We start from the raw sequence: 16,519 nt of genomic DNA on the forward strand, positions 1-16,519 counted from the left end.
AACGCACGTGAGCAACATCGTTCTGGCCGAGGCCGCGACGCAGGCTGCCAACATCAACCCCGGTCTTGCCGCCATCGGGTACGGCCTGGGCGCGATCGGCCCCGGCATCGGTGTGGGTCTGATCTTCGCCGCCGTCATCAACGGCACCGCGCGTCAGCCGGAGGCGCAGGGCAAGCTGCAGGGCATCGGCTTCTCCACCTTCGTGCTTACCGAGGTGCTCGCCCTGATCGGCATCGTCATCTACTTCATCGCCTCCGCCGCCTGAGTTCGGTTAGCTCATCGCTTAAGGAGACGTTGTGCTGAAGACGGACCTGGTGTTGGCCGCCGAAGAGGCGCCCAACCCGATCATCCCGCACATTCCCGAGGTCATCCTCGGGGTCGTCGCCTTCGTGATCCTGCTGCTCGTTCTGAAGAAGTACGTCGTTCCGCGCTTCGAAGCGGCGTACGAAGAGCGCGCCCAGATGATCGAAGGCGGCATCGAGAAGGCGGAAAAGGCCCAGGCCGAGGCCGAGGAGGCGCTGGCCAAGTACAAGGCCCAGCTGGCCGAAGCCCGCACCGAAGCCGCGAAGATCCGCGACGACGCCCGGCTCGAAGCCGAGCAGATCAAGGCGGAACTGCGGGCCGAGGCGGAGGCCGAGTCCCAGCGCATCGTCGCCCAGGGCCACGCCCAGCTGCAGGCCCAGAAGGCGCAGATCATCGCCGAGCTGCGGGCCGACATGGGCCGCAACGCGGTCGAGCTGGCCAGCCGGATCGTCGGCGAGTCGCTCGAGGACGAGGTGCGCCGCCGTGGCACCGTCGACCGGTTCCTCGCGGAGCTGGAGACCGCCGGTGCCTCCAACGGAGCGGGGAAGTAACCGGAATGACGCTGCATGCTGCGAGCCGTGAAGCGCTCGGCCTCGCCGAGGAACGCCTCGGCGAGGTTCTGGCCGACGCGGGAGCCGACGCGGCCACGGTCGGCGACGAGCTGCTCTCGGTCGTCGACCTGCTGGACCGGGAGATCGGCCTGCGCCGGGCGGTGAGCGACGCGTCGGCGACGCCGGAGGCGCGCACCGCGCTGGTGCGCCGGCTGTTCGACGGCAAGCTGTCCGAACCGGCCCTCAAGGTGCTCGACGCCGTGGCGGGCAGCCGCTGGTCCAGCCCCCGTGAGCTGACCGACGGGCTCGAGTCGCTCGGGCGCTCGGCCCTGCTCACCTCGGCGGAGAAGACCGGGAACGTCGACACCGTCGAATCCCAGCTCTTCCAGGTCGCGCGGGTCGTGGCCAACCACCCGGAGCTCGAAGCCGCGCTGTCGGACCTGACCGGTCCGGCCGACGCCAAGCGCACCCTGGTGCGCGGGCTGTTCGCCGACAAGGTGGACGTGGTCACCGAGACCCTCGTCGAGCAGGTCGTCCGCCGGGCCAAGGGCCGCGGCGTCGGCGTCGGGCTCGACAGGCTGGTCAAGCTGGCCGCGGAGCGGCGTCAGCGCTCGGTGGCCTACGTGACCAGCGCGAACGCCCTGTCCGACGAGCAGGTCGCGCAGCTGAGCGCGAAGCTCGACGACATCTATGGGCGGCCGATCGCGCTGCACGTCGAGGTCGACCCCCGGCTCGGCGGCGGGCTCGTCGTCCGCGTCGGCGACGAGGTCATCGACGGGAGCGCGGCGGGTCAGCTCGCGGCGCTGCGCAGGCGGCTGGCCCGGGCCTAGCGCCGGACCACCCAAGACTTTGCATACTGGCAAGAACGAAGCGAGAGCGGGAAAGACATGGCCGAGCTGACGATCTCCTCGGATGAGATCCGTAGCGCGATCGAGAACTACGTCTCGAGTTACGCCCCGGACGTGAGCCGGGAAGAAGTTGGCACCGTGGTGGACGCCGGCGACGGCATCGCCCACGTCGAGGGCCTGCCCTCGGCCATGGCCAACGAGCTGCTCGAGTTCCCCGGCGGCGTCCTGGGCGTCGCCCTGAACCTGGACGCGCGCTCCATCGGTGCCGCGATCCTCGGTGACTTCGAAAGCATCGAAGAGGGCCAGCAGGTGAAGCGCACCGGCCAGGTCCTGTCGGTGCCGGTCGGTGACGGCTACCTCGGCCGCGTCGTCAACCCGCTGGGCCAGGCGATCGACGGTCTCGGCGACATCGAGACCACCGACCGCCGCGCCCTGGAGCTGAAGGCCGCCTCGGTGGTCGAGCGCCAGCCGGTGTCGGAGCCGCTGCAGACCGGCATCACCGCCATCGACGCGATGACGCCGATCGGCCGCGGCCAGCGCCAGCTGATCATCGGTGACCGCAAGACGGGCAAGACCGCCGTCGCCGTGGACACGATCATCAACCAGAAGGCCAACTGGGAGACCGGCGACCCGAAGAAGCAGGTCCGCTGCATCTACGTCGCGATCGGCCAGAAGGGCTCCACGATCGCCGCCGTGAAGAAGTCCCTCGAGGACGCCGGCGCGCTGGAGTACACCACCATCGTCGCGGCCCCCGCGTCGGACTCCGCCGGCTTCAAGTGGATCGCGCCGTACACCGGCTCGGCCATCGGCCAGCACTGGATGTACGAGGGCAAGCACGTCCTCATCGTGTTCGACGACCTGACCAAGCAGGCCGACGCCTACCGCGCGATCTCGCTGCTGCTGCGCCGCCCGCCGGGCCGCGAGGCGTTCCCCGGCGACGTCTTCTACTTGCACTCCCGCCTGCTGGAGCGTTGCGCGAAGCTGTCGGACGAGCTGGGTGCCGGCTCGCTGACCGGGCTGCCGATCATCGAGACGAAGGCCAACGACGTGTCGGCCTACATCCCGACGAACGTCATCTCGATCACCGACGGCCAGTGCTTCTTCCAGTCGGACCTGTTCAACGCCGGCCAGCGCCCGGCCATCGACGTGGGTATCTCGGTCTCCCGCGTGGGTGGTGCCGCGCAGGTCAAGGCGATGAAGGACGTCGCGGGCTCGCTCCGGATCGACCTGTCGCAGTACCGCGAGCTGGAGGCGTTCGCCGCCTTCGCCTCGGACCTCGACGACGCGTCGAAGGCGCAGCTCGAGCGCGGTGCCCGGCTGTACGAGGTGCTCAAGCAGCCGCAGTACTCGCCGATCCCGGTCGAGGAGCAGGTCCTCACGGTGTACCTGGGCACGAACGGGCACTACGACTCGGTTCCGACCGAGGACGTCCGCCGGTTCAACCACGAGTTCATCGACTCGGCCCGCCGCAAGCACGCCGACCTCATCAAGAGCATCCGGGAGACGGGCAAGTTCCCGCAGGAGACCCGCGAAGCCGTGGTCGACGCGGTGAACGAGTTCAAGAAGGAGTTCACCACCTCCGAGGGCAAGTCCCTGGTCGAGGCGGACGCCGACGCGATGGACGCCGACAAGGTCGGGCACGAGACCGTCAAGGTCAACAAGCCCGCCCCGAAGAAGTGAGCTGATAGCTCATGGCCGCACAACTCCGGGAACTCCGGTCGCGCATCAAGGCGACCAAGTCGATCGGCAAGATCACCAAGGCGATGGAGCTCATCGCCACCGCGCGCATCACGAAGGCGCGGGCGAAGGTCGCCGCTTCCCGGCCGTACGCGGACGAGATCACCAAGGTGCTCTCGGCGCTGGCCGGTGCGGCGGCCAACCTCGACCACCCGCTGCTGGTCGAGCGCCCGAACCCGAAGCGGGCCGCCGTCCTGGTCGTGACCAGTGACAAGGGCCAGTGCGGTGGGTACAACTCCAACGTGCTGCGCGCGACCGAAGAGCTGCTCGCCCTCCTCCGCGAGGAGGGCAAGGAGCCGCAGGTCTACGTCACCGGGAACAAGGGGCTGAACTACTACCGGTTCCGCGACCGTCCGGTGGAGGACAGCTGGACGGGCTTCTCCGACCAGCCGGGCTACGCCAACGCGGTCGCCGCCGGCGAGACCCTGGTCGAGTCGTTCATGCTCGGCGCCGACGACGAGCACGGCAACGCCGACGGCATCAACGGTGTCGACGAGATCCACATCGTCTACACCGAGTTCGTGTCGATGCTGACGCAGCGGCCGACCGCCAAGCGCGTCGCGCCGCTCGAGGTCGAGTACACCGACGGGGAAGAGGAGCAGAAGCCGGAGCCCGGCGAGCTGCTCCCCAGCTACGAGTTCGAGCCGAGTGCCGACAAGCTGCTGGACTCGCTCCTGCCGAAGTACATCAACACGCGCATCTACGCGGCGCTGCTGGAGGCGGCGGCTTCGGAGCTGGCCGCCCGCCGGACGGCGATGAAGTCGGCGTCGGACAACGCGAACGAGCTGGTGGGGAACCTGACGCGGGAGATGAACCAGGCCCGCCAGGCGCAGATCACCCAGGAGATCTCCGAAATCGTCGGTGGCGCGAACGCGCTCACCGCAGCAGGAAGTGATGATTGATGACCAGTACTGAAGCCCCGCGCGCCAAGGGGCGCATCGTGTCGGTGACCGGTCCGGTCGTCGACGTCGAGTTCCCGCGCGGTTCCGTCCCCGAGCAGTTCAACGCCCTCAAGGTCGAGATCGAGTTCGAGCAGCTCCGCAAGACGGTGACGCTCGAAGTCGCCTCCCACCTGGGTGACAACCTCGTTCGCACCATCTCCCTGCAGCCGCAGGACGGCCTGGTGCGCGGCGCCGAGGTCACCGACACCGGCGGCCCGATCACGGTCCCGGTCGGCGACAAGGTCAAGGGCCACGTCTACAACGCCCTCGGCGAGTGCCTCGACGAGCCCGGCTACGGCGACGACCTCGAGCGCTGGGGCATCCACCGCAACGCGCCGTCGTTCGACCAGCTCGAGGGCAAGACCGAGATGCTGGAGACCGGCCTCAAGGTCGTCGACCTGCTCACCCCGTACGTCCAGGGTGGCAAGATCGGCCTGTTCGGCGGCGCCGGCGTGGGCAAGACGGTGCTCATCAAGGAGATGATCACCCGCGTCGCCCGGAACTTCGGTGGTACCTCGGTGTTCGCCGGCGTCGGCGAGCGCACCCGTGAGGGCAACGACCTCTTCCTGGAGATGTCCGAGGACGGCGTCATCAACGACACCGCCCTCATCTTCGGCCAGATGGACGAGCCGCCGGGCACCCGCATGCGGGTCGCGCTGTCCGCGCTGACCATGGCGGAGTACTTCCGCGACGTCCAGAACCAGGACGTGCTGCTGTTCATCGACAACATCTTCCGGTTCACCCAGGCCGGCTCGGAGGTGTCGACCCTGCTGGGCCGCATGCCGTCCGCCGTGGGTTACCAGCCGACGCTGGCCGACGAGATGGGGCAGCTGCAGGAGCGGATCACCTCGACCCGGGGTCGTTCGATCACCTCGATGCAGGCGATCTACGTCCCCGCGGACGACTACACCGACCCGGCCCCGGCCGCGACGTTCGCCCACCTGGACGCCACCACCGAGCTCTCCCGGTCGGTGTTCCAGAAGGGCATCTTCCCGGCGGTGGACCCGCTGGCGTCGACGTCGACGATCCTCGACCCGGCCATCGTCGGTGAGGACCACTACCGCGTCGCCTCCGAGGTCATCCGGATCCTGCAGAAGTACAAGGAGCTGCAGGACATCATCGCGATCCTCGGTATGGACGAGCTGTCGGAAGAGGACAAGCTGACCGTTCAGCGCGCGCGCCGCATCGAGCGGTTCCTGTCGCAGAACATGCTGGTCGCCGAGGCGTTCACGCAGATCCCGGGCTCGACGGTGCCGCTGTCGGAGACCATCGAGTCGTTCGACCGCATCACCAAGGGTGACTTCGACCACTACCCGGAGCAGGCGTTCCTGGGTATCGGTGGCCTCGAGGACCTCGAGAAGAAGTACAAGGAAATCACCAAGAAGTGACTTCCCGGGTGCGGCGGGGGCAGTGTCCACTATGGACTCAGGCCCCCGCCGTTCTCATACCGGGAGACAGACCTATTACACTCGGTGGCAACACCCCGAGTTAAGGAGTGCTACGTGGCTGAGATGTCCGTGGAGCTGGTGGCCGTCGAGCGCCGTCTCTGGTCGGGTACTGCCACTTTCGTGGTGGCCCAGACCACCGAGGGTGAGATCGGCATCATGGCCGGTCACGAACCTGTGCTCGGGCAGCTCGTCGAGGGTGGCGTGGTCAAAGTGACGACCACCGACGGTGAGACGGTCTGCGCGGCCGTGCACGGCGGATTCCTCTCCGTCACCGGCACCGGGGTGAGCATCCTCGCCGAGAGCGCCGAGCTTTCCGACGAAATCGACGTCGAAGCGGCGAAGGCGGCATTGACCGGCGACGACGAGACCGAGCGGGCGAGGGCTTCGGCCCAGCTCCGCGCGGCGGGTCAGTCGGCCTGAGCGCGAGACGGGCAGGAGCCGGGCCGTGGAGATCACCGTGGTGGCAGTCGGGCTCCCGGTCGTGCTCGCCGTGCTGTCCGCCTGGTACGGCCAGCGGTGGATCCGGATGCGCCGCGGCGGTGGCGTGAGCGTCGCGCTGCGGTGGCGTCCGGACAACCCGCGGTCCAGCTGGCACCTGGGGCTGGGCCGCTACGAGGGTGACGAGTTCGTCTGGTACCGGGTGTGGAGCCTGCGGACCGGCCCGGACCGCGTCTTCCAGCGCGAAAGCATGCAGATCGCCGACCGCCGCGACCCCTCCGGCACCGAGGCCTACGCCGTTCCGGAGGGCTCGACGGTCCTGCGGTGCGAGTCGGAGACCCAGGAGGCGATCGAGATCGCCATGGGGCCGGGCGCCCTGACCGGCTTCCTGTCGTGGCTCGAATCCGCCCCGCCCGGGCGGCGCCTCCCGCGCGCCTCCTAGCTGTCTCATTCCGAGACGTCCGGCGGCGCTGCGCGGGCTTACCGTGGAGGCCATGATTCTCATCGTGGTCAAGTGGCCGGTGAAGCCCGAGTACGCGGAATCCTGGCTCGACATCGTCGGGGACTTCACCCGCGCCACCCGCGCCGAGGCCGGCAACAAGTTCTTCGAATGGTCCCGCAGCGTCGACGACAAGAACACGTACGTGCTGGTCGAGGGCTTCGAGGGGCAGGACGCGGCCGTCGCGCACGTCGGCTCCGAGCACTTCAAGACGGCGGTGGCGACGCTGGGTGCCTACATCTCGGACAACCCTCGGATCATCAACGTCCAGGACGCCTCCGACTGGGGCCCGATGGCCGAGATCGCACCGCACTAAACTTGCCGGGTGACCCTCGTCGAGATCCCCGGCTCCAAGTCCGTCACCGCCCGTGGCCTGTTCCTGGCCGCCGCCGCGCACGGCACCACCGTCCTCGGCCGCCCGCTGCACTCGGACGACACCGAGGGCTTCGCCGAGGGACTGGCCGAGCTCGGCTACCGCGTCGACCGGCAGCCGGACGCCTGGACCATCGAGGGCCGCCCGTCCGGCCCGGGCGTCGCCGAGGCCGACGTCTTCTGCCGGGACGGCGCCACGACGGCCCGGTTCCTGCCCGCGCTGGCCGCGGCCGGCACCGGCACGTTCCGCTTCGACGCCTCCGACCAGATGCGCCGCCGCCCGCTGGGGCCGCTGACCGACGCCCTGCAGGAGCTGGGCGTCGACCTCGAGTTCCGCGGCGAGCCGGGCCACCACCCGCTGACCGTCCGCGCGAACGGCGTCAAAGGCGGCGAGCTGACCCTCGACGCGGGGTTGTCGTCGCAGTTCCTCACGGCGTTGCTGCTGCTCGGGCCGCTGACGGCGGAGGGCCTGCGGATCACGGTCACCGACCTCGTGTCGGTGCCGTACGTCGAGATCACGCTGGAGATGATGCGCCGCTTCGGCGTGGACGTCCGCCGCGAAGGCCAGACGTTCGTGGTCCCGGCGCAGCCGTACCGCGCGTGCGAGTACCCGGTTGAGCCGGACGCGTCGACGGCGAGCTACTTCCTGGCCGCGGCGGCGGTCACCGGCCGCACGGTCACCATCCCGGGGCTGGGGTCGGACGCGCTGCAGGGGGACGTGCGCTTCGCCGACGTGCTGCGGGAGATGGGCGCGCACGTCGACCTGACGCCGGACTCGGTGACGGTCGCGGGGCCGTCGGACGGCCTGCGCGGCGTCACGGTGAACATGCGCGACATCTCCGACACGGTTCCGACCCTGGCGGCGATCGCGCCGTTCGCCGCCGGCCCGGTGCGCATCGAGGACGTCTACAACACGCGCATCAAGGAGTGCGACCGCCTCGACGCGTGCGAGGAGAACCTGCGCGCGATGGGCGTCGAGGTCGAGACGGGCCGCGACTGGATCGAGATCCAGCCGGGACAGCCGACCGGCACCCTGGTGACGTGCCGCCGCGACCACCGGATCGCGATGGCGTTCAGTATCACGGGCCTGCTGGTCGACGGCGTGACCCTGGACGATCCGGAGTGCGTGAAGAAGACCTTCCCGGGCTTCCACCAGGCGCTGGGGGCCTTGCGGGAGAGCTGGGGGATCTAGGGCTGCCCGCCCGGCTGCCAGAGCACGTCACCTTCGGGGTTCGCCAGCCGGGCGAGGATGAACAGCAGGTCCGACAGCCGGTTCAGGTACTTGAGCGCCACCGGGTTCGTCGTCTCCGGCTCCGCCTCGTACAGGGCCCAAGCCGACCGCTCCGCCCGCCGGGACACCGTGCGTGCCTGGTGCAGGAACGCCGCTCCCGGCGTGCCGCCCGGCAGGATGAACGACGTCAGCTTCGGCAGGCGCTCGTTGAACTCGTCGCACCAGCCTTCCAGCCGCTCGACGTACTTCTCGGTGATGCGCAGCGGCGGGTACGGCGGGTCGTCGGAGATCGGCAGGCAGAGGTCCGCGCCGACGTCGAAGAGATCGTTCTGCACCGTGCGCAGCACGTCCGTCACCTCGGCCGGCAGCGCGCCGACCGCGATCGCGAGACCCAGCACCGAGTTCGTCTCGTCCGTGTCCGCGTACGCGCCCAAGCGGGCCGACGTTTTGGGCACTCGGGACCCGTCGCCGAGCGCGGTCGTGCCGTTGTCGCCGACCTTCGTGTAGACGCGGTTGATGCGAACGACCATGAACCCACCATAGCGGCCCCCGCCCGGGCCGAATCCGGGCGAGAGGGCATGATTGGCGGCCATGAGCGAGCACTTCGACGTGCATGGCGGAGCCCGGCTGGTCGGCGAGGTCGACGTGGTCGGCGCGAAGAACAGCGTGCTGAAGCTGATGGCCGCCGCCCTCCTCGCGGAGGGGACCACGACCATCACGAACTGCCCGCAGATCCTGGACGTCCCGCTGATGGGCGACGTGCTGCGGAGCGTCGGCTGCGAGGTCGTCATCGAGGGCGACACCGCCACCATCACGACGCCGGCCGAGCTGTCGCACCGCGCGGACTCGGCGGCGATGGGCAAGCTGCGCGCGTCCGTCTGCGTGCTGGGCCCGCTGGTCGGCCGGCTGAAGCAGGCCGTCGTGGCGCTGCCAGGCGGCGACGCGATCGGCTCGCGCCCGCTGGACATGCACCAGAACGGCCTGCGCAAGCTGGGCGCGACGAGCACCATCGAGCACGGCTGCGTCGTCGCGAAGGCCGAGACGCTGGTCGGCGCGCAGATCTGGCTGGACTTCCCGAGCGTCGGCGCGACCGAGAACATCCTGATGGCGGCCGTGCTGGCCGAGGGCACCACGGTCATCGACAACTGCGCGCGCGAGCCCGAGATCGTCGACATCTGCACGATGCTCACCGAGATGGGCGCGAAGATCGAAGGCGCCGGGACGTCGACGCTGACCGTGCACGGCGTGGAACAGCTGCACCCGACGACGCACAGCGTGATCGGTGACCGGATCGTGGGCGCGACCTGGGCGTTCGCCGCGTCGATGACCCGCGGCGACATCACCGTGCGCGGGGTCAACCCGCACCACCTCGACCTGGTGCTGAACAAGCTGCAGCTGGCCGGCGCGGACGTCGAGACGTTCGGCGACAAGGGTTTCCGCGTGGTCCAGCCGGAACGCCCGAAGGCGGTCGACTGGGTGACGCTGCCGTACCCCGGCTTCGCGACCGACCTGCAGCCGTTCGCGGTGGCGCTGTCGGCGGTGTCGGAAGGTACGTCGATGATCACGGAGAACGTCTACGAGGCCCGCTTCCGCTTCATCGAAGAGATGATCCGCCTCTCCGGCGACGCCCGCACGGACGGCCACCACGCGGTGGTCCGCGGAGTGGAGAGGCTGTCGAGCGCGCCGGTCTGGGCGTCGGACATCCGCGCCGGCGCCGGACTGGTGCTGGCGGGCCTGTGCGCGGACGGCGTCACCGAGGTCTGGGACGTCTTCCACATCGACCGCGGCTACCCGCACTTCGTCGAGAACCTCAACCGGCTCGGCGCGAACATCAAGCGCGTCGCCGGCGAACCCGACCGGAAGTGAGTCCACCCGCGGTTGGGGGGTCCGGGTGGCGGAGCCCCCGACCCGGGGCGGAGCCCCGGCTGTCTCAGCCCTGCGCGCCGAGCGCGCGCAGGGCGTACGCCACCAGCCGGTCCACGTAGTCCGGCTCCGCCTCGGCCTGCCGGACCACCAGGCGCCAGTAGATCGGCGCGGCCAGGGCGTCCAGCGCCAGCTCCATGTCGAGGTCTTCCGGTAGCTCGCCGCGCGCGATGGCGCGGCGCAGCATCGCCTCGCCGACCTCGCGGCGGGGGCCGCCGATGGCCTCGCGCAGGCCGCGTCCGTGGTCCGGGTGGCGCGCGTCCTCCGCGACGAGGTCCGGCAGGATCCGCGAGAACAGCGGGTGCGTGAGCCAGTCGGTCAGGGCCTGCATCGTTTCGCGCAGGTCTCCGCGCAGGGAGCCCGTGTCGACCTCCGCGGCGCGCGCCACGCTGAACTCCGTCACGACGGAGGCGATCATGTGGTCCTTCGACACCCACCGCCGGTACAGCGCGCTCTTGCCGACGCCGGCGCGTTTCGCCACCGCCTCCATCGACAGCCGGCCGTAGCCCTGTTCGGCGAGTTCCCACATGACGGCTTCGGTGATCGCCTGCGTGACCTCGGGCTGGAGGACCGCGGCGCCGGTCGGGGTGCGTGCCATGAGCGCAGTGTAGCGGGTGGACGGGACGGTACCGTCCCGTCTACAGTGACGTCGGGACGGTACCGTCTCGTCCGAACGTGAAGGAGGCTGCGATGCGCGACTTCGTCGAGCACGCGCTGGAGTTGCTGCTCAAGCACGACATGGCCGGGTTCGCCGGGCTCTGGGCCGAGGACGGCGTCCTCGAGTTCCCGTTCGCCGCGCCGGGCTACCCGAAGCGCGTCGAAGGGCGCGATGCGATCCGCGAGTACCTGCGGGACTATCCGAACCTGCTGGACATCCGGGAAGTCACCGCCAAGACGGTGCACGAGACGACCGCTCCGGGCGTGGTCGTCGCCGAGTTCACCGTCGCCGGGGTCGTGGTGGCCACGCAGCGGCCGTACGAGCTCTCGTACATCGCCGTGATCACCGTCGAGGACGGCGCGATCCGCAGCTACCGCGACTACTGGAGCCCGCTTGCCGCGGCCGAGGTCCTCGGTGGCATCGACGAGCTGACGGCGGCTTTCAGTGACTGAAATTCTCGTGCTCGGCGGCACCGGCACGACCGGGCGCCGCGTTGTCGCGGATCTGCGCTCGCACGGCGTCACCGCGCGGGCCGCCACGCGCAAGCCGGAGAAGCCCGGCCAGGTCCGGTTCGACTGGGCCGACCGCACCACGCACGCCGGCGCGCTGCGCGGTGTGTCGGCGGTGTACCTGCTGCCGCCGATCGGCGAGGCCGAGCCCGCGCACCTGGTGGAGCCGTTCCTCGGCGACGCGCTGGCCGCCGGCGTCCGGCGGGTCGTCCTGCTCAGCTCGTCGGCGGTCACGCCGGACACCCCGGGCCTGGGCGACCTGCAGCGGCTGGTGCGCGCGGCACCGGAGTGGGCCGTGCTGAAGCCGTCGTGGTTCATGCAGAACTTCACCGGCGAGCACCTGGTCGCCCAGGGTGTCCGGGACGGCGAGATCGTCACGGCCACCGGTGACGGGCGGGTCGCCTTCGTCGACGCCGGTGACATCGCCGCGGTCGCCGTGCGCGCCCTGACCGACGCCGCGCCGCACAACACCGACCACGTCCTGACCGGCCCGGCCGCGCTCAGCTACGCCGAAGCCGCGGCGATCGTTTCCGCGCGCGTCGGCCGGACGGTACGGCACCGTCCCGTCCCGGTTGCGGAGTTCGCCGCGCGGCTGAGCGCGTCGGGGCTCCCCGCCGAGTTCGCCCGGGTGCTCGCCGCGCTGGACGACGACATCCGGCGCGGCTCCGAAGACCGCGTCACCCGGACCGTCGAGCAGATCGCCGGCCGGCCCGCCCGCTCGTTCGCCACCTTCGTGCAGGAGGAAATCCGATGAAGCAGCTGATGTTCGAAGAGGATGCGCAGTTCTGGTTCGAGACCCTGCGGCTGTTCGGCCACGCAGCCTACGGCGGCTCGGACTTCGGCGAGGTCGTCGCCGCGGCGTCGGCCGTGACGGCGGGCGACTACGACAGCTGGCACGACGCCTACCGCGCCATGGCCGACCGCCTGTACGCCGAAGCGGCCGACGCGGGCCCGGTGACGGCTCGGGACCTTCTGCTGCGCGCGTCGACGTACTACTTCTCGTCCGAGTTCTTCCTCCACGGCGACCCGGCGGACCCGCGGATCGCGGCGGCCTACGACCGCAGCGTCGAATGCTTCCGGCGCGCCGGCGTCGCGGAGCCGGTCGAAATCCCTTACGAGGGAACGGTTCTGCGCGGCTACTTCTACCGCGCGCCCGGTGCGGGGCCGAAGCCGTTGCTGGTCATGCACAGCGGTTTCGACGGCAGCGCCGAGGAACTGCACTTCATGGGGGCGGCGACCGGTGCGGAACGCGGCTACCACGTGTTGACGTTCGACGGTCCCGGCCAGCCGAGCGCGATCCGGCGGGAGAAGCTCGTGTTCCGCCCGGACTGGGAGCACGTCGTCACGCCGGTGGTGGACTTCGCGTTGACACTCGACGGAGTCGACCCGGCGCGGATCGCCCTGCTCGGCGTGAGCCTGGGCGGCGTGCTGGCCCCGCGCGCGGCGGCGTTCGAGAGCCGCTTGGCCGCGGTCGTCGCGGTGGACGGGGTGTACGACGCGGGTGCCGCGGTGACGTCGTCGCTGCCGTGGCCGCGCGAGGAGATCGTCCGCCGGGCCGGCCTCGAGCACGACGAGGAGTTCGACGCGCTGCTGGCCGCGGGCCGGGAGGCGAACCCCACGCTGCGCTGGGCGTGCGACCACGGCCGGTACGTCCTGGACGCGGCGAGCGACCGCGAGTTCGTGGCGAAGTACCTGGAGTACACCCTCGAAGGCGGTGTGGCGGAGAAGATCACGTGCCCGGTCCTGGTGTGCGAAGCGACGGACGACCTGTTCTTCGGCGGCGAGCACGAGACCGAGCCCCGTCGGCTGTACGCGCACCTGGAAGCACCGAAGACGCTGTTGACGTTCACGGCGGAGGAGGGGGCGGACGCGCACTGCCACGTCGGCGCCCAGCGGCTCGCCGCCGGCCGGATCTACGACTGGCTGGACCGGACGCTCTAACCCTCGAGGGCGAGAGCGGCGCCGAAGCCGACGAGGGCGGTGCCGGTCGCGCCGTCCAGCACCCGGCGGACCCGGCGCCGCTTCAGCCGGCCCCGCACCCGGTGCACGCCGGCGACGAGGACGAACTGCCAGAGCGTGGCCAGCACCCCCACGGTCGCGGCGAGCAGCAGCGATTCGGCGATCGAGGAGTCCGGGGTGAGGAACTGCGGCAGCATCGACAGGGAGAAGACGAGGACCTTCGGGTTGGTGAGGTTGCAGAGGAAGCCTTCCCGCCAGCGCCGTCCGCCGCGGGGCTTCGCCTGCGCGAGTGGGCTGTAGTCCCCGCGCCAAGCCGCGATCAAGGCCTTGACGCCGAGATAGGCGAGGTACGCCGCTCCGGCCCATTTGAGGGTCAGGAAGACGGGTTCGGAGCGCACGATCACGGCGCTGAGCCCGAGCGCCGCGGCGACGCCCTGAACGAGGTTGCCGGAGCCGATGCCGAGCGCGGTCAGCGCACCACCGCGCTTGCCGCCGGCGAGGAAATTCTTGAGCACGAGGGCGGTGTCCGGCCCCGGCACGATCAGCACGAGCACGACGAAGAGCACGTACGCGCCGTAAGTTCCCCAGGTCATGACTCCAGGTCAGGACTCCAGGGCGAGCGCCGCTCCGAATCCCACCAACGCCGTCCCGGTCGCGCCGTCCATGACCCGGCGGACCCGGCGCCGCTCCAGCCAGCCCCGCACCCGGTGCACGAAGAACAGCAGCAGCACCTGCCACACCACGCCCAGCGCCGCGACCGTGTACGCCAGGAGCAGCGCGTCACCCTGGTCCGTCACCCCCGGCGTGAGGAACTGCGGCAGCACCGACAGGTACAGCACGATCACCTTCGGGTTGGTGATGTTGGAGAGGAACCCTTCGCGGAACCGCCGTCCGCGGGTGGCGCGGGCCCGGCGGACGTCGTCCAGGGCGTCGTAGTGGCCGCGCCACGCACCGCGCAGGGCCTGGATGCCCAGGTACACCAGGTACGCCGCGCCGGCCCACTTGAGCGTGAGGAACACCGGCTGCGACCGGGTGAGCACCGCGCCCAGGCCGAGGGCCGCCGCCGTGCCCTGGAGGAAGTTCGCGACCGTGATGCCCGTGCACGCCCACGCGCCGCCGCGGGCGCCGCCCGTCAGGGCGTTCTTCAGCACGATCATCGTGTCCGGGCCGGGCATCATCGCCAGGAACGCCATCATCGCGGTGAACCCCGCGTACGTGCTCCACGTCATCAGGACTCCAGGGCGAGTGCGGCGCCGAAGCCGAGCAGGGCCGTGCCGGTGACGCCGTCGAGAGCGCGGCGGACCCGGCGGCGCTCCAGCCACGCCCGCACGCGGCGCACGAACAGCAGCAGCACCAGCAGCCACAGCACACCGAGCACGGCGACGGTGTACGCCAGCAGGAGCGCGTCCCACGTCGTCGTGCGGGCCGGGTCGAGGAACTGCGGCAGCACCGACAGGTACAGCACCAGCACCTTCGGGTTGGTGATGTTGGAGAGGAAGCCTTCGCGGAACCGCCGGAACCCGCCGCCGCGGCGGCGCTGGGCCTGCTCGACGACGTCGTACTTCCCGCGGAACGCCCCGCGCAGCGCCTGGACGCCGAGGAAGACGAGGTAGGCCGCGCCGGCCCACTTGAGCGCGAGGAACACCGGCTGCGACCGCGCGATCAGGACGCCGAGGCCGAGCGCCGCGGCGCTGCCCTGCACGGCGTTGCCGGTGAAGATGCCCAGCGACGCGAGCAGCCCGCCCCGGAACCCGCCGGACAGCGCGTTCTTGAGCATCACCATCGTGTCGGGGCCCGGCGCCAGCACGATCAGGACCACGATGACCAGGTAACTCCCGTACACGCTCCACGTCACGGCTGCCCACGCTAATCGACCGGCCGCCGCCCGGTCTCGCGGATTTCGGTCACACCGCTGCGGCACTCGGCGTACCAGGTCACGGCAGAGTAGTGTTCGGCCATGTCAGCAGGGGAAATCGAGCTTTTGCCCGGTGAGCGCGTGCTCTGGGCGGGAGAGCCGGTCCAGCGCCCGCTCTACGTCGCCGCGGACGGGGTGATCGCCCCTGCCGGACTCGTCCTCGCCGCGGCCGCGCTCTGGTTCCTGCTGGTCAAGCAGCCGAGCGGCCCCACCATGGTCGCGGCCGTGGTGGTGCTGGTCATCGGCTGCTACGGGGCTGTCGGGCGCTCGGTCGTCCGGTACCTGGCGCTCGGCCGCACGACCTACGCCGTGACGGACAGCCGGATCATCGCGCGCTCGGGCCTGTTCCGGCAGAAGGAACGCGCCAGCGAACTCGCCGGGCTGCCGGCCCCGGCCCTCAAACCGGGGCCGTCCCGCACCGGCACCATCGCCTTCGGCCCGGGCACGGTGACGCTGATGGGCATCGGCGAACCCAAGCGCGTCCGCGATCTGCTGACCAAGGCCATCGACGAGGCCAAGAGCCGCCAGGCCCCGCCGGAACCGGGCAGCTCCGCCGCCTGAGCGGGCAACCCGCGCGGCCACCCGGAGCGTCACCCGGCAAAGAACGCCGGGGAGGCCGCCGTGGAAGAGCCGATCATCGTCCTGTTGCCGAGTGAGCGCCTGGTGTGGTCGGGACGGTCCCGTCGCGTCGTCCCGACCCGCGGCGAGTGGTTCCGCATGGTCTTGGGCTCGCTCTTGGTTGCCGGGCCGGTGGCCGCCGCGCTGTCGGACTCGGCCGGTGGGTTCCCTGTCGTCGTGGTCTTCGCGGCCTTCGGCCTCGTCATCGCCTGGGGGCCCGTGCTGTGGCGGCTCCGGACGAGGCGCCGCGCGGTGTACGCGGTGACCGACCAGCGGGTTCTGGTCGCCGACAGCGTCTCGGGCCGCACCCGCGAGGAGTACCTGAGCGATCTGGAGCCACCGGTCCTCGATCCCGGCCAGGGCAGCACCGGCACAGTGACGTTGAAGCGGCTGGACGCGACGGTGAACGTCTTCGGCGTCCCGGTGCCGTCGCGGAGCGGGACGGCCCCGATCGAGCTGTTCGCCGTGCCGGACGCCGCCCGGCTCTGCAGGTTGATCGAGGAGGCGCAGGACTGGCATTGAGCGTCGGTCGTCACCCGGACGTGTCCGATTCCACTGCCCAGCTAAGT

General features: G+C 70.6%; 21 protein-coding genes. 16 read left to right on the top strand and 5 right to left on the bottom strand.

Annotated elements, in window-relative coordinates; genetic code table 11:
• Positions 1–7: 7 nt before the first annotated feature.
• The 10 genes from AB0M93_RS27960 (at position 8) to aroA (ending at position 8,329) form a co-directional block, all read left to right on the top strand.
• Positions 8–265: an ATP F0F1 synthase subunit C gene (locus AB0M93_RS27960; RefSeq protein WP_364278118.1), complete on the top strand. Its 258-nt coding sequence runs from the start codon at positions 8–10 to the stop codon at positions 263–265.
• Positions 266–296: 31 nt separating this feature from the next.
• Complete coding sequence (locus tag AB0M93_RS27965) at positions 297–854, top strand: F0F1 ATP synthase subunit B (protein WP_364278121.1); 558 nt, start codon at positions 297–299, stop codon at positions 852–854.
• A gap of 5 nt (positions 855–859) precedes the next feature.
• Positions 860–1,684 (top strand): F0F1 ATP synthase subunit delta, encoded by an 825-nt coding sequence (locus AB0M93_RS27970; protein ID WP_364278124.1) that lies wholly within the window; start codon positions 860–862, stop codon positions 1,682–1,684.
• A gap of 57 nt (positions 1,685–1,741) precedes the next feature.
• Complete coding sequence (gene atpA / locus AB0M93_RS27975) at positions 1,742–3,382, top strand: F0F1 ATP synthase subunit alpha (RefSeq protein ID WP_364278127.1); 1,641 nt, start codon at positions 1,742–1,744, stop codon at positions 3,380–3,382.
• Between the two features lie 11 nt (positions 3,383–3,393).
• Positions 3,394–4,341 carry a F0F1 ATP synthase subunit gamma gene (locus AB0M93_RS27980; protein WP_364278130.1) on the top strand — a complete coding sequence of 316 codons (948 nt, stop codon included), beginning with the start codon at positions 3,394–3,396 and terminating at the stop codon, positions 4,339–4,341.
• Complete coding sequence (gene atpD, locus AB0M93_RS27985) at positions 4,341–5,768, top strand: F0F1 ATP synthase subunit beta (protein ID WP_103344263.1); 1,428 nt, start codon at positions 4,341–4,343, stop codon at positions 5,766–5,768. The genes AB0M93_RS27980 and atpD overlap by 1 nt, the downstream gene beginning before the upstream one ends.
• 114 nt (positions 5,769–5,882) lie before the next feature.
• Positions 5,883–6,248: a F0F1 ATP synthase subunit epsilon gene (locus tag AB0M93_RS27990; RefSeq protein ID WP_003102658.1), complete on the top strand. Its 366-nt coding sequence runs from the start codon at positions 5,883–5,885 to the stop codon at positions 6,246–6,248.
• 25 nt (positions 6,249–6,273) lie between these two features.
• Positions 6,274–6,708 carry a DUF2550 domain-containing protein gene (locus AB0M93_RS27995; protein ID WP_364278134.1) on the top strand — a complete coding sequence of 145 codons (435 nt, stop codon included), beginning with the start codon at positions 6,274–6,276 and terminating at the stop codon, positions 6,706–6,708.
• Between the two features lie 52 nt (positions 6,709–6,760).
• Positions 6,761–7,081: a putative quinol monooxygenase gene (locus AB0M93_RS28000; protein ID WP_364278136.1), complete on the top strand. Its 321-nt coding sequence runs from the start codon at positions 6,761–6,763 to the stop codon at positions 7,079–7,081.
• A gap of 9 nt (positions 7,082–7,090) precedes the next feature.
• Complete coding sequence (gene aroA, locus AB0M93_RS28005; protein ID WP_364278139.1) at positions 7,091–8,329, top strand: 3-phosphoshikimate 1-carboxyvinyltransferase; 1,239 nt, start codon at positions 7,091–7,093, stop codon at positions 8,327–8,329.
• Here the strand turns inward: aroA and AB0M93_RS28010 are convergent.
• Positions 8,326–8,898, bottom strand: coding sequence for a cob(I)yrinic acid a,c-diamide adenosyltransferase (locus tag AB0M93_RS28010; RefSeq protein WP_364278143.1), 573 nt, complete (start codon positions 8,896–8,898; stop codon positions 8,326–8,328). The two genes, aroA and AB0M93_RS28010, sit on opposite strands and share 4 nt — an antisense overlap.
• 61 nt (positions 8,899–8,959) lie before the next feature.
• Here AB0M93_RS28010 and murA point away from each other — a divergent pair, with 61 nt between their 5' ends.
• Complete coding sequence (murA, locus tag AB0M93_RS28015; RefSeq protein ID WP_364278146.1) at positions 8,960–10,234, top strand: UDP-N-acetylglucosamine 1-carboxyvinyltransferase; 1,275 nt, start codon at positions 8,960–8,962, stop codon at positions 10,232–10,234.
• Between the two features lie 64 nt (positions 10,235–10,298).
• Here the strand turns inward: murA and AB0M93_RS28020 are convergent, their stop codons facing one another.
• Positions 10,299–10,889 carry a TetR/AcrR family transcriptional regulator gene (locus AB0M93_RS28020; protein ID WP_364278149.1) on the bottom strand — a complete coding sequence of 197 codons (591 nt, stop codon included), beginning with the start codon at positions 10,887–10,889 and terminating at the stop codon, positions 10,299–10,301.
• Positions 10,890–10,981: 92 nt separating this feature from the next.
• Between AB0M93_RS28020 and AB0M93_RS28025 the strand changes: the two genes are divergently transcribed.
• The 3 genes from AB0M93_RS28025 to AB0M93_RS28035 are packed head-to-tail and all read left to right on the top strand — an operon-like array spanning position 10,982 to position 13,399.
• A complete protein-coding gene (locus AB0M93_RS28025) occupies positions 10,982–11,401 on the top strand; it encodes a nuclear transport factor 2 family protein (protein ID WP_364278152.1) in 420 nt (139 codons plus the stop codon).
• Positions 11,394–12,212: an NmrA family NAD(P)-binding protein gene (locus AB0M93_RS28030; RefSeq protein WP_364278154.1), complete on the top strand. Its 819-nt coding sequence runs from the start codon at positions 11,394–11,396 to the stop codon at positions 12,210–12,212. Before AB0M93_RS28025 ends, AB0M93_RS28030 begins: the two co-directional genes overlap by 8 nt.
• Positions 12,209–13,399 (top strand): alpha/beta fold hydrolase, encoded by a 1,191-nt coding sequence (locus tag AB0M93_RS28035; RefSeq protein ID WP_364278157.1) that lies wholly within the window; start codon positions 12,209–12,211, stop codon positions 13,397–13,399. The genes AB0M93_RS28030 and AB0M93_RS28035 overlap by 4 nt, the downstream gene beginning before the upstream one ends.
• Here the strand turns inward: AB0M93_RS28035 and AB0M93_RS28040 are convergent.
• Genes AB0M93_RS28040 through AB0M93_RS28050 form a run of 3 tightly spaced genes read right to left on the bottom strand, consistent with a single transcriptional unit; the run spans position 13,396 to position 15,272 of the window.
• Positions 13,396–14,010, bottom strand: a complete 615-nt coding sequence (locus AB0M93_RS28040) for a LysE family translocator (protein ID WP_364278159.1) — start codon at positions 14,008–14,010, stop codon at positions 13,396–13,398. The two genes, AB0M93_RS28035 and AB0M93_RS28040, sit on opposite strands and share 4 nt — an antisense overlap.
• Before the next feature lie 9 nt (positions 14,011–14,019).
• Positions 14,020–14,646 (bottom strand): LysE family translocator, encoded by a 627-nt coding sequence (locus AB0M93_RS28045; protein ID WP_364278161.1) that lies wholly within the window; start codon positions 14,644–14,646, stop codon positions 14,020–14,022.
• On the bottom strand, positions 14,646–15,272 hold the full coding sequence (locus AB0M93_RS28050) for a LysE family translocator (protein ID WP_364278164.1): 627 nt from the start codon (positions 15,270–15,272) through the stop codon (positions 14,646–14,648). The genes AB0M93_RS28045 and AB0M93_RS28050 overlap by 1 nt, the downstream gene beginning before the upstream one ends.
• 102 nt (positions 15,273–15,374) lie before the next feature.
• Here AB0M93_RS28050 and AB0M93_RS28055 point away from each other — a divergent pair, with 102 nt between their 5' ends.
• Positions 15,375–15,893 (top strand): PH domain-containing protein, encoded by a 519-nt coding sequence (locus tag AB0M93_RS28055; protein WP_364278167.1) that lies wholly within the window; start codon positions 15,375–15,377, stop codon positions 15,891–15,893.
• Between the two features lie 60 nt (positions 15,894–15,953).
• On the top strand, positions 15,954–16,472 hold the full coding sequence (locus AB0M93_RS28060) for a hypothetical protein (protein ID WP_364278169.1): 519 nt from the start codon (positions 15,954–15,956) through the stop codon (positions 16,470–16,472).
• Positions 16,473–16,519 lie beyond the last annotated feature (47 nt).

The sequence above is a fragment of the Amycolatopsis sp. NPDC051102 genome, from assembly GCF_040682815.1.
GTDB lineage: Bacteria > Actinomycetota > Actinomycetes > Mycobacteriales > Pseudonocardiaceae > Amycolatopsis.

Coding starts and splice junctions, on each gene's coding strand:
- murA (WP_364278146.1), top strand. CDS start 8,960: ATGAGCGAGCACTTCGACGTGCATGGCGGAGCCCGGCTGGTCGGCGAG.
- AB0M93_RS28000 (WP_364278136.1), top strand. CDS start 6,761: ATGATTCTCATCGTGGTCAAGTGGCCGGTGAAGCCCGAGTACGCGGAA.
- AB0M93_RS28025 (WP_364278152.1), top strand. CDS start 10,982: ATGCGCGACTTCGTCGAGCACGCGCTGGAGTTGCTGCTCAAGCACGAC.
- AB0M93_RS28045 (WP_364278161.1), bottom strand. CDS start 14,646: ATGACGTGGAGCACGTACGCGGGGTTCACCGCGATGATGGCGTTCCTG.
- AB0M93_RS28035 (WP_364278157.1), top strand. CDS start 12,209: ATGAAGCAGCTGATGTTCGAAGAGGATGCGCAGTTCTGGTTCGAGACC.
- AB0M93_RS28055 (WP_364278167.1), top strand. CDS start 15,375: ATGTCAGCAGGGGAAATCGAGCTTTTGCCCGGTGAGCGCGTGCTCTGG.
- AB0M93_RS27980 (WP_364278130.1), top strand. CDS start 3,394: ATGGCCGCACAACTCCGGGAACTCCGGTCGCGCATCAAGGCGACCAAG.
- atpA (WP_364278127.1), top strand. CDS start 1,742: ATGGCCGAGCTGACGATCTCCTCGGATGAGATCCGTAGCGCGATCGAG.
- atpD (WP_103344263.1), top strand. CDS start 4,341: ATGACCAGTACTGAAGCCCCGCGCGCCAAGGGGCGCATCGTGTCGGTG.
- AB0M93_RS28040 (WP_364278159.1), bottom strand. CDS start 14,010: ATGACCTGGGGAACTTACGGCGCGTACGTGCTCTTCGTCGTGCTCGTG.
- AB0M93_RS27970 (WP_364278124.1), top strand. CDS start 860: ATGACGCTGCATGCTGCGAGCCGTGAAGCGCTCGGCCTCGCCGAGGAA.
- AB0M93_RS28010 (WP_364278143.1), bottom strand. CDS start 8,898: ATGGTCGTTCGCATCAACCGCGTCTACACGAAGGTCGGCGACAACGGC.
- AB0M93_RS28020 (WP_364278149.1), bottom strand. CDS start 10,889: ATGGCACGCACCCCGACCGGCGCCGCGGTCCTCCAGCCCGAGGTCACG.